Here is an 11,926-nt window from a genome sequence, read left to right on the forward strand (position 1 = left end):
AAACTTATAAAATTTAAATGGCAAAAAATAATAGTAACGACGATTTAGTAGTAAATATCATTAAGGGAATTGAAGATGTAAAAGGAGCTGATATAGATATTTTAGATCTTAGAGAAATTGATAACACAGTATGCGATTATTTCATTGTTTGTAATGGTAACTCTAATACCCAAGTAGTTGCAATCGCAAATTCCATTCAAAAAGTGGTGTCTAAAGAACTGAAAGAAAAACCGTGGCATGTGGAAGGTTTAGAAAATGGGGAATGGGTGTTGATGGATTTTGTAAATGTAGTAGTGCACGTTTTCCAAACACATATCCGCGAATATTATAATATAGAGAGCCTTTGGGGTGACGCAAAAATAACTTCAATAGAAAGTAAATATTAGAAAGAAATTATGTCTGAAAATAAAAGTCCAAAAGTAAAAATTAGTCCGTGGTTGATATACGGACTTATTCTTGGTGTGTTCTTATTAATCAATGTATTTGGTAATGGATTTAACTTTAGTAATCCAAAACCAACCACTTTATCTAAATTCTATGAGTTTTTAGATTCGGGTCAAGTGGATAAAGTTGTTTTTAGTAATACCAAAGCTCAAGTATTTCTGAAAAAAGAAGCTTTAGGAAATAAAGAGCACAAAGATGCTAAAAACGATGTGATGGGTAACCTAAATGAAAAAGGGCCTCATTATTATTTTGAAATTGGTGATTTAAAGACTTTTCAAGAAAGTTTAAAAGCAGCTTACGATAAAAAATTATTAAATACTTATGCTAAAGAACCCGAAGGTATTTGGGGTGATATTTTGTCTTTGTTGCTTCCTTTCCTTTTGTTAGCAGGTCTTTGGATTTTCATGATGCGAAGAATGTCAGGTGGTTCTGGAAGTGGAGGCGGTCAAATATTTAGTATTGGAAAATCCAAAGCAAAACTATTTGATGAAAAGAATGATGTTAAAGTAACTTTTGAAAATGTTGCTGGATTAGAAGGGGCAAAAGAAGAGATACAAGAAATTGTTGAATTTTTAAAAAATCCTGAAAAATATACATCAATTGGTGGTAAAATACCTAAGGGTGCATTATTAGTTGGTCCTCCAGGAACTGGAAAAACATTATTGGCTAAAGCAGTAGCAGGAGAAGCAAAAGTGCCTTTCTTTTCTTTATCTGGTTCAGATTTTGTGGAAATGTTTGTAGGTGTTGGAGCGTCACGCGTGAGAGACTTGTTCAAACAAGCAAAGGAGAAATCACCAGCGATTATTTTTATTGATGAGATTGATGCGGTTGGTAGAGCCCGTGGGAAAAATAATATGTCTGGTTCGAATGATGAAAGAGAGAATACGTTGAATCAGTTATTAACTGAAATGGATGGTTTTGGTACCAATACTAATGTTATTGTTTTAGCAGCTACCAATAGGGCAGATGTGTTGGATAAAGCGTTGATGCGCGCTGGACGTTTTGATAGACAAATTTATGTTGATTTACCTGATATTAGAGAGCGTAAGGAAATATTTGAAGTACATTTAAAGCCAATAAAAAAATCAGAAGAATTAGATACGGAATTTTTAGCAAAACAAACTCCTGGATTTTCTGGAGCTGATATTGCAAATGTATGTAATGAAGCTGCTTTAATTGCGGCTAGAAAAGATAAAAAAGCTGTAGATAAACAAGATTTCTTAGATGCTGTAGATCGAATTGTAGGTGGTTTAGAGAAAAAGAATAAGATTGTTACTCCAGAAGAAAAAAGAGCTATTGCTATTCATGAAGCGGGTCACGCAACGGTAAGTTGGATGTTAGAACATGCGGCACCTTTAGTGAAAGTAACGATTGTTCCAAGAGGGCAAAGTTTAGGAGCAGCTTGGTATTTGCCAGAGGAGCGATTAATTGTGCGTCCAGAACAAATGTTAGACGAAATGTGTGCTACTATGGGTGGTCGTGCGGCTGAAAAAGTCATATTTAATAAGATTTCAACTGGAGCTTTGAGTGATTTAGAAAAAGTTACCAAACAAGCTCGTGCTATGGTTACAATTTATGGATTAAATGATAAGTTAGGAAATATAACGTATTATGATTCTTCAGGTCAAAGCGAATATAATTTTTCGAAACCCTATTCTGAAGAAACTGCAAGAGTAATCGATGATGAAATTTCATTATTAATTGAAACACAATATAAGAGAGCGATTCAATTATTAGAGGAAAATAAAGATAAATTAATTCAGTTAGCTGATATTTTAATTGAAAAAGAAGTTATTTTTAAAGATGATTTAGAAACCATATTTGGAAATAGACCACACGAAAAAACGATTGAAATCACTACAGAATAGGTTGTTATAAATTACAGACGAGTCGATTTTAAAAAAACTTGGTTCTTTATCCGTAAAGAACTAAGTTTTTTTTTATCTTTGGTTCGCGCAAGAATCAATCACCTACTAAAAATACATGAGTCTTTTTAGAAAAATTTTTGGAAACTCTGGCCATACATCAAAGGGCAATAAAGATGATGAAAAAAGCCCATATGCACCAGAAGTTAAATTACCCATTGATGAAATGTTTACCCACCACTTTAAAAAAAATGGTGGGAAGTTTATATATTGTGAAAATTTAAATGAAGTAAGTGAAAATTTTATCAATATTTTAGAAGAAAATGATTGGTTTGAAAGTGAAGTCATGTGCTATGAACCTCAATTATTTCATTTGTTAGAGGAAAATAAGTTGACTTACAAAAACCCTTCAAATGGGGCAAAATTTTATTTTTCAACTTGTGAAAACTTAATTGCTGATGAAGGATCTGTACTTTTTTCTTCCAATCAATTAAAGCATTATAGACCTGCAGATTTACCTACTAATATGGTTGTTTTAGCTACTACGAGTCAATTAGTGGCTAATAAAAGCGAAGGATTGCGTCATATTAAGAAAAAGTATGATAAAGAATATCCAACTAATATTACTACAATAAAATACTTCGAAAAAGTAAAGGAAGAAGATTTTTTACACTATGGCAGTAGTCATAAAAATTTATACTTGCTTTTATTAGAAGATCTTTAATATGAATGAAACATTAAAGAGGGCAATTTCAGGTACTGTTTATATTGTCTTGTTATTAAGCTGTATCCTATATTCTAAAGAGAGTTTAGCTATTCTTTTTGGTGTTTTTTTGATTATTGCAGTATATGAATTCTGCAAATTAGCTAACTTAAATTATTTTATAAGTGTACCAATAGCTTTGTTGCTGTATTATTTCTTATGGAATAAAAATAAAATTGATATATGGATTTGGACCGCAATTAGCTTATTTTCTATAATTATGGCAGTAAAGCTATTGCTGTATCTTTATGATGCTCAGAAAACCAATTTTAAAATAGGTACGCGTTATGTATTGTTGTTGGGCTATGTGATTATTCCATTTATATTGACAAATTATATTTGCATTGGAAAAGGCAATAAATACAACGAAAAAATTTTAATTACTATTTTTATTTGTATTTGGACAAATGATACTTTTGCTTATTTAGTAGGTAAAAATTTTGGTAAAAGAAAATTATTCCCTAGTGTTTCTCCTAAAAAGACAATTGAAGGTTTTGTTGGGGGAATGCTTTTTACAATTATTTGTAGTGTAATCTTATCTAAATATTATATTGAAACAAAAAATATATACATTTGGATAATAATTGCTATAATTGTTAGTATTTTTAGTACACTTGGAGATTTAATAGAATCAAAATTGAAGCGTGTTGCTCAAATCAAAGATTCTGGAAATATTATGCCAGGTCACGGTGGAATTTTAGATCGTTTAGATAGTATTATATTTGTAGTGCCATTTATTAATTTGTTTTATTTAATTTTATATTATGTTTCATAAAGAAGGAGCCAAAATTATTTTAATAACGCTTATTTTAGTTGTAGCGGTTATTTTTGCATCAGATTTGATAACAATCCAATGGTTGAGAATTGGTTTGATTGTTCTTGCTCTTGTTTTTTTAGTGTTGATTCTTCAATTTTTTAGAAACCCAAAAAGAGAGGCAGACAATAGTGATAACCATATTTTGGCACCAGTGGATGGTAAAGTGGTAGTTATTGAAGAAGTGTACGAACCTGAATATTTTCAAGACAAACGATTAATGGTTTCTATTTTTATGTCTCCTATAAATGTACATGTTACCCGTTATCCTGTTAATGGAGTAGTAAAGTATAGTAAATACCATCCTGGTAAATATTTGGTGGCTTGGCACCCAAAAGCGAGTGAAGAAAATGAACGTACGACCGTTGTGATCAATAATCGCATATATGGAGAAATTATGTACCGTCAAATTGCTGGTGCTTTAGCAAGACGAATTATTAATTATGCGAAAGAAGGAATGCGAGCAGTTCAAGGAAAAGATGCTGGATTTATTAAGTTTGGTTCAAGAGTTGATATTTACTTACCACTTGGAACAGAAGTTAATGTGAAATTAGGAGAAAAAGCAATAGGTGCTAAAACCGTTATTTGTAAAAAAATAAATGAGTAACAAAGATTTAGATACTTTATTTAAAGAAGCATTTGCAAATGCACAATTGGTACCACAGGAATCGGTGCCTCAAGATATACAATTGGTTTTATATGGATTGTATAAACAAGCAACAAGCGGTGAGTCTAATATTTCTATTCAAAATCCACAAGATTTAATCAATGCCTTTAAGTTGAATGCTTGGATTCAAGTCAAGCATCTTACAATTGATGAAGCAAAACAAAAATATATCGATATTATTAACGAATTAATGAGAGAACGTAATTTATGAGAAAACTTTACTCTTGTATAATTCTTGTTTTATTTATTTTTTCCTGTAAGGATAAAAGCAATCTAGTAGAAGTACAACTTCCAGAACCAGAAGCAACAGTTTCTGTTTCATTTGGTAATCCAAATGAGGTAAAAGCAAAAGGTAAAAGCTTTCAAATGATGCCTTTGACATATGCTTATGATGCATTAAAACCAGCTATTGATGGAAGAACTATGCAATTGCATTATTCAAAACATTATTTAGGATATACTTCCATTTTGAACAAGCAAGTAGATGGTAATAAACAATGGGAAGGAAAAACAATAGAGGAAATCTTGTCAAAAGTTGGTCCAGATGAAATAATTCTTAAAAATAATGCTGGAGGTTATTATAACCATTCTTTGTTTTTTGAAATTCTAAAACCAAAAGGAGCTAAATCACCATCTGGTGAAATTTTGGAAGCTATCAATGCAAACTATAGTTCTTTTACGAATTTTAAAACTAAATTTCTAGCAGAAGGAAACAATCATTTTGGTTCAGGTTGGGTATGGTTGATAGTGACTAAAAATAAAGAATTGAAAATCGTTACAACATCCAATCAAGATAATCCATTAATGAATGATGCTAAAAGTAAAGGAACTCCTATTTTAGGTATTGATTTATGGGAACATGCTTATTATTTGCAGTATCAAAATAATAGGAAAGAGTATTTAGAAACTATTTTTGACAATATTAATTGGACAGTAGTATCAAAAAAATATAGCGAAGCTTTAGAAAATCAGATGAAGCAACCTGTGTTTGTTACTCCTGTTAAAAATGAAAATAGCGTAAATACTGCTGTGATTGTTACAGAACCCAAAAAGATAGAACCTGCAAAAGAAACGAAAGAATAAATTTATATAAATAAATACTAAAAAGGGGTTGTGAATTACAACCCCTTTTTAGTAGTATCTTATTAACTAATTTATTTTTCAAAATCTTTTAAAGTGTTAATAATGATTCCTACACAATCTAACAATTGGTATTCTGTCATTACTAATGGAGGTGCAAAACGAATAATGTTGCCATGCGTTGGTTTTGCCAATAAACCATTTTCAGCAAGTTTCACACAAATGTTCCATGCAGTTTCGCTTTCTTCACTATCATTTATAACGATTGCATTTAATAATCCTTTTCCTCTTACCAAAGAACAAATAGAACTGTTAGCAATGTATTTGTTTAATTCTGATCTGAATAATTGTCCTAAAGCTTCAGCATTAGACGCTAAATTTTCCTCTTTAACGACTTCTAGAGCAGCTATCGCAACTGCTGCAGCAACTGGATTTCCACCAAAAGTAGAACCATGTTGGCCTGGTTTGATCACATCCATGATGGAATCATTGGTTAAAACTGCTGATACTGGATAAGCACCTCCTGATAAAGCTTTACCTAAGATTAAAATGTCAGGTTGAACATTTTCATGTTGTACCGCTAATAATTTACCAGTTCTAGCAACTCCAGTTTGTACTTCATCCGCAATGAATAAAACATTATTGGCTTCACATAATGCTTTGGCTTTGCTTAAATAACCTTCGTCTGGGACATACACACCAGCTTCTCCTTGTATAGGTTCAACAAGAAAACCAGCTATGTTTTTTGAAGAAGTTATTGCCTTTTCTAATGCATCAATATCGTTATACGCTATTTTGATAAAACCAGCAGTGTAAGGTCCAAAGTTTTTACGTGCATTTTCATCATTAGAAAACGAAATAATTGTTGTGGTTCTTCCGTGGAAATTGTTTTCGCAAACAATAATTTGAGCTTCATTTTCAGGAATTCCTTTCTTTTCATAAGCCCATTTTCTACAAATTTTCAGGGCAGTTTCAACAGCTTCTGCACCAGTATTCATTGGTAATACTTTGTCAAAGCCAAAATATTCGGTAATGTATTTTTCGTAAACGCCTAATTTGTCATTATAAAACGCTCTAGAAGTTAAAGTTAATGTTTGTGCTTGCAAAGTCATTGCGTCTATAATTTTTGGATGGCAATGTCCTTGATTTACTGCAGAGTATGCAGATAAGAAATCATAATATTTCTTTCCTTCTACATCCCAAACAAATACTCCTTTTCCTTTACTTAAAACCACAGGTAGTGGATGATAATTGTGTGCACCAAATTTGTCTTCTAGTGCAATAGCTTCTGCCGAGCTCATTTTTTGTAAAACTGACATGATAAATTTATTAGATTATTAATCTTCAATTCCTTCTTAAAAGTGGAGAGAAATCATCCGTATTACAAATGTAAAAATTTTACTGCATCTAATCTTGTTTTATGCTTTTTTCTTCGCTTTTATAAAGCAAACAACCTCCATTTATCAAATAAATAGAGGTTGTTCTATGATTTGGGTTAATTGGGTTTTATACCAAAGTAGCCGATGATGAAATTTCAGTATCAAATAATTTTGAAATGGGACAATTTTCTTCTGCTTTTGTGACCAATTCTTGAAATTCAGTATCGGAAATGTCTTTTATTTTAGCTTCTACAGTTAAATGGGATTGAACAATTGTACCCTCTGTTAGTGTAATATCACATTTGGTTTTAATTTCATCAATAGTAAATCCTTTTTCACCAATGAAGGCAGATAATTGCATAGTAAAACATCCAGCATGAGCAGCAGCTACTAACTCTTCAGGATTAGTGCCTATGCCGTCTTCAAATCGAGTTTTAAAAGAATATTGGGTATTGTCTAAAGTTTTGCTTTGTGTTGAAATTGTTCCTTTTCCAGTTTTGACATCACCGTTCCAAACGGCTGTTGCATTTCTTTTCATGTTAATTTTTTTTATGTTATTCCTTAAAGTTACTCAAAATAACCCAATATCTATTGTGATTAACATTCTTATATGCTACATTTAAAAAACAATTAACTTTTGTGTAAGCTAAATTTCCATTTCTTTATATAATTCTAACAATTTAGTAACGGTATTCCAATTACGAACGGTAGCAGTCACTTGTAATTTCTTTTCAATATATTTTTGATCAAATTTGGTTCTTCCAGCTCCTTTATCATATTTAATAAAAATCTTATTACCATCAATTATACATTCATCGGGTTTTACTTGACTCATTTTTAAATCATTTATCGCTTCTTTGGTTAGTGTTTTTGAAACAAAAGCAACATACAATTTTTTCGAATCGATATCTTTTTCTTGTAAAAACAAATTATTGGAAAAGCAGTCTTCTAAATCTTTTTTTTGAATGACAATTACTGGGACTTCATATCCGAAGGATTTAAAAATTTCTTGCTTAATTTGAAACCCTACTGCTGATGCATTTGTTTCTTCACTCTTTACAAATACATTTCCAGATTGAATGTATGTTTGAACCTCTTTAAAACCAATGTCTGTTAATGCTTTTTTTAGAGTATCCATTTTAATCATATTATGTCCTGAAACATTAATGCCTCTTAAAAGCGCTAAATGAGTTGTCATCTTTTCTTGTTCTAATTAATTTATGATATAATATAGGTATTAAATTTAAATAATTTTCTTCATATCATAAAAAATAGGTTTTAATTAATTGTTTTCAATGGATTTGAATTATAGAGTGTTTTTATTTTTTTGAAGTCGTATTTTCTTTCAAAAGAAATATAATTAGTAACGGTCCTAAACCATGACACAAACGAACCACTGTTTCAAAACCATATTGATGGAGTGTTTCTTGAGGAAAATCTGTTGAAAAATTTGCAACAACTCTAGCAAAAGCAGTTAGAAATCCCCAAAAAACAGCATAAATAGCAGTAGCTTTTGCTATTTTTTTAAGAAATAAGAAAGGAAGAATGAATAGGTCAATGATACCTGCAACCCATAGAAATGATCGGGCTTGCTTTTCTGTCACTCCTAAAATGGAAATGGTCATGTCTATAAAATTTCCAGGTACAGGATAAAAGCCTAAGGCATACAAACCATGACATAAAAAGGTGAGTCCAACTATCACTTTTAAAAAGACCAATGCTTTTGATATGGAAAAAGACTTAGAATAAGTATATAATAATAGAATAGGCATTCCTAATTGCAAACTGTGTTCAAAATATTGCCCTATTTGAAAAAAGGATTCTTTGGTAAACAAAAACACAACAAGAAATTGCCAAATTGAAATTATAGTTAGGACTACTTTAATCCATTTTTTAGAATTTTGGTTATATACAAGTACTAAGATTGAAGCTATAAAATAGAGTATTCCAATTCCTTTAATAATCCATTGAATTTTGGTGTCTGTTTCAGTATTACTAACAAAGTTTTCCCAATCAATCTGAAACCAACTGAGAATCGGACGCATGAGGTTTTCATACCATAAAATAGCTCTGTAAGGAACATCCCAAAAAAAATGTTGATACGCTCTTGCTATGAAAATGGTTACTACAGATAGTTTAAGAACAAAAATACTTTTAGAATTCATTGTTTTTTTGAAAGCAATGATACACTTTTGATTTTTCTAAAACATTATTGAAATATGTCTATTTTGTTAAATAATTTTTAAGATTATTATAAAATCATTAAGTTTTTTTCAATGCATATTTAGTTCTCTCAATCCAACTATTTTTACGTTGCAAACAAATAGAACAGTCATGAAAAAAAGTTACCTTTTATTTTTATTGTTAAGCTATCTTACGGGGTTTAGTAGCAATGACAAGTACCGTATTATCTTATCGGATAACCCAAGTTCCACCATTACAATTGCATGGAATCAAATTTCTGGTACTAATCCAACGGTGTATTATGGTACAACCGATTTTGGAACCAATTGGAATTCCTATCCTAATACTAAAACCGTAAATCGCTCCATTTCTTATAGAGGTATGAATAATCAATTTGCTAGAATAACAGGTTTATCTGCAAATACAGCTTATTATTTTGTAATCAAAGACAGTCAGGGAACAAGTCAGCGTTTTTGGTTTAAAACAGCACCTAATGATTTGAGTCGTTTGTCTTTTATTGCAGGTGGTGATTCTAGAAACAATAGAACACCTCGTCAAAAAGCAAATAAATTAGTAGCCAAATTAAAACCACATGCTGTTTTTTTTGGTGGTGACATGACAGATAGTGATAATGATGCACAATGGAAAGAATGGTTTGACGATTGGCAATTAACCATCGCTTCAGACGGGAGAATGTTTCCTATTATTCCTGCTAGAGGAAACCATGAAGGTGCTTCTACCATTTATAATTTATTCGATACTCCTACTTCCGATTCGTATTATGCCATCACATTTGGTGCTAATTTAATACGTATGTATTCTTTAAACTCTGAAATTTCAGTAACGGGAAATCAAAATACTTGGTTAAACAACGATTTGCAAAATCATAGCAATGTGATTTGGAAAGGTGCACAATACCATAAACCGATGCGACCTCATAATGCTGCGAAATCGGAAGGTACAAGCGTGTACAATGCTTGGGCACAAACTTTTTACAATAATGAAGTACGAATGGTGATTGATTGCGACTCGCATACAGTAAAATCCACTTGGCCTTTAAAACCATCCACACAATCGGGTAATGACGAAGGTTTTGTAAGAGATGATAATAACGGAACCGTTTATCTTGGTGAAGGGTGTTGGGGTGCACCTTTAAGAGCTAATGACGACAATAAAAGTTGGACTAGAAATTCTGGGTCTTTCAACCAATTCAAATTGATTTTTGTTGACCAAAATAAAATTGAAGCTAGAACGATTAAAATTGACAATGCAGATACGGTTGGGTCAGTGTCCAATTCTAATCCGTTTGTGTTACCAGCCAATTTAGATGTGTGGAATCCTAGTAATGGAGCTGTAGTCGAAATTTTTAAGAATACCTATCAAGCAGCACCTGAAATTGCATTGTCATCGATTACTAACGGACAATGTTATGATGACGGAAATAATATTGCTATAAATGTCAATGTAATTGAAGATGGAGGAGGAATTGTAGATGCAAAATTGTATATAAATGGAAATTATGTAGCTTCTGATGTTACTGCTCCTTATGCTTTTAACTATAATTTTGCAGCAGGTACACAAACGATAACCGTTGTAGTTACTGATACAACGAATAGAACAGCATCAATAGAAAAGTATATTTATGTAGAAAACTTTACCAACACGGAAACTTTCTCTATTCTTACAGGAGATGATGATGTGGAAGAAGCCCAAGATGGAAGGTTGTATACTGATAGTTCTGATTTGGAATTAACGTATGACAGTTATAACGGATTGTTATATCAAAATATCGGATTGCGATTTGTAAATATTCGTATTCCTCAAGGAGCAATTATCAATAGTGCTTACATTCAATTTACGGTAGACGAAGCCAATAGTGCTACTTGTGAATTAGAAATTGCAGTTGAAAATACAAGCGATGCAGCAGAATATGTAGAAGCTTTATCGTATGGAGTAAGTTCGAGAAACTACTATGGAACAACGGTGAGTTGGTCTCCCGTAGCTTGGCCAACAACCAATCAAAGTGGAGCCGGACAACGTACCCCTTCTTTGAAGAATTTAGTACAATATTGTGTCAATAAATCCAATTGGCAAAATGGTAATGCCATTGCTTTTAAAATAAAAGGAAAGGGGGTTAGTTTGACCAATACTGCTGCCAAACGTGTCGCAGATTCTTTTGAAGGAGGTTCTGCCAAAGCACCAAAACTAGTAGTAAGTTATACCTATGGTTGTAATACTTTGGCTAAAAGCCAATTTGAAAACCAACCAGAATTAAATGTGAAAACAAATCCTAATGATCTAATACTTGATTATGCTGACGAAATGGAATCGGTAGCGGTGTATGAAATTACAGGAAAATTAGTATGGCAAAAAGAAAGTATTCGTCAAACTTCGGTTGTAATTGAAGGCATTCCAAGGAAAAATCAAGTTTTATTGATTAAAGCACAAACTAAAGAAGGCAAAAGCATCACCAAGAAAATTATATTCTAAATAGAAAATTCTCTTTTTACTTTAAAACCCGATAGGTACTCTTACTTGTCGGGTTTTATTTTTTAATTCAGTTTTGGAAAATGTAGTTTTCCTTATAATCTATTTTTAAACAGTATTATTTATTCTAACTTTTTTAAAAATTTTAAAGAGTAATAGTTTTGGTTTAAACCAAATTAAATAAGTAATAAACCAAACTCGATTACTAATAAACCAAACTTAATACATAGTAAGCATCATCTA

General features: G+C 31.5%; 12 protein-coding genes. 8 read left to right on the top strand and 4 right to left on the bottom strand.

Translation table 11 applies throughout. From position 1 onward, the window contains the following. Positions 1 to 17: 17 nt before the first annotated feature. The 7 genes from rsfS (at position 18) to FHG05_RS17065 (ending at position 5,636) form a co-directional block, all read left to right on the top strand. Positions 18 to 386: a ribosome silencing factor gene (gene rsfS, locus FHG05_RS17035; protein WP_140999316.1), complete on the top strand. Its 369-nt coding sequence runs from the start codon at positions 18 to 20 to the stop codon at positions 384 to 386. Positions 387 to 395: 9 nt separating this feature from the next. Beyond that, positions 396 to 2,312, top strand: coding sequence for an ATP-dependent zinc metalloprotease FtsH (gene ftsH / locus FHG05_RS17040; protein ID WP_140999317.1), 1,917 nt, complete (start codon positions 396 to 398; stop codon positions 2,310 to 2,312). 115 nt (positions 2,313 to 2,427) lie between these two features. Continuing rightward, positions 2,428 to 3,033, top strand: a complete 606-nt coding sequence (locus tag FHG05_RS17045) for an LUD domain-containing protein (RefSeq protein ID WP_140999318.1) — start codon at positions 2,428 to 2,430, stop codon at positions 3,031 to 3,033. 1 nt (position 3,034) lies between these two features. Beyond that, positions 3,035 to 3,847 carry a phosphatidate cytidylyltransferase gene (locus FHG05_RS17050; protein WP_140999319.1) on the top strand — a complete coding sequence of 271 codons (813 nt, stop codon included), beginning with the start codon at positions 3,035 to 3,037 and terminating at the stop codon, positions 3,845 to 3,847. Further along, positions 3,837 to 4,493, top strand: coding sequence for a phosphatidylserine decarboxylase family protein (locus tag FHG05_RS17055; protein WP_140999320.1), 657 nt, complete (start codon positions 3,837 to 3,839; stop codon positions 4,491 to 4,493). The genes FHG05_RS17050 and FHG05_RS17055 overlap by 11 nt, the downstream gene beginning before the upstream one ends. Next, on the top strand, positions 4,486 to 4,764 hold the full coding sequence (locus FHG05_RS17060; protein WP_140999321.1) for an acyl-CoA-binding protein: 279 nt from the start codon (positions 4,486 to 4,488) through the stop codon (positions 4,762 to 4,764). The genes FHG05_RS17055 and FHG05_RS17060 overlap by 8 nt, the downstream gene beginning before the upstream one ends. Then, positions 4,761 to 5,636 (top strand): superoxide dismutase, encoded by an 876-nt coding sequence (locus FHG05_RS17065; RefSeq protein ID WP_157504297.1) that lies wholly within the window; start codon positions 4,761 to 4,763, stop codon positions 5,634 to 5,636. The genes FHG05_RS17060 and FHG05_RS17065 overlap by 4 nt, the downstream gene beginning before the upstream one ends. Positions 5,637 to 5,707: 71 nt before the next feature. On the opposite strand, the gene rocD is transcribed toward FHG05_RS17065, so the two are convergent. The 4 genes from rocD to FHG05_RS17085 all read right to left on the bottom strand — a co-directional run bounded on the left by rocD (position 5,708) and on the right by FHG05_RS17085 (position 9,177). Next, positions 5,708 to 6,952 carry an ornithine--oxo-acid transaminase gene (gene rocD / locus FHG05_RS17070; protein WP_140999322.1) on the bottom strand — a complete coding sequence of 415 codons (1,245 nt, stop codon included), beginning with the start codon at positions 6,950 to 6,952 and terminating at the stop codon, positions 5,708 to 5,710. Between the two features lie 187 nt (positions 6,953 to 7,139). Further along, entirely contained in the window at positions 7,140 to 7,550 is a 411-nt protein-coding gene (locus tag FHG05_RS17075) for an OsmC family protein (RefSeq protein ID WP_140999323.1), read from the bottom strand. Between the two features lie 108 nt (positions 7,551 to 7,658). Beyond that, complete coding sequence (locus FHG05_RS17080; protein WP_140999324.1) at positions 7,659 to 8,210, bottom strand: DUF1697 domain-containing protein; 552 nt, start codon at positions 8,208 to 8,210, stop codon at positions 7,659 to 7,661. A 121-nt stretch (positions 8,211 to 8,331) separates the two neighbouring features. After that, positions 8,332 to 9,177 carry a hypothetical protein gene (locus FHG05_RS17085; RefSeq protein WP_140999325.1) on the bottom strand — a complete coding sequence of 282 codons (846 nt, stop codon included), beginning with the start codon at positions 9,175 to 9,177 and terminating at the stop codon, positions 8,332 to 8,334. Between the two features lie 169 nt (positions 9,178 to 9,346). On the opposite strand from FHG05_RS17085, the gene FHG05_RS17090 reads away from it, so the two are divergent. Further along, positions 9,347 to 11,686, top strand: coding sequence for a T9SS sorting signal type C domain-containing protein (locus tag FHG05_RS17090; protein WP_140999326.1), 2,340 nt, complete (start codon positions 9,347 to 9,349; stop codon positions 11,684 to 11,686). Positions 11,687 to 11,926: the final 240 nt, after the last annotated feature.

Origin of the sequence: Flavobacterium profundi, assembly GCF_006491645.1 — a bacterium.
Classification (GTDB): Bacteria; Bacteroidota; Bacteroidia; order Flavobacteriales; family Flavobacteriaceae; genus Flavobacterium; species Flavobacterium profundi.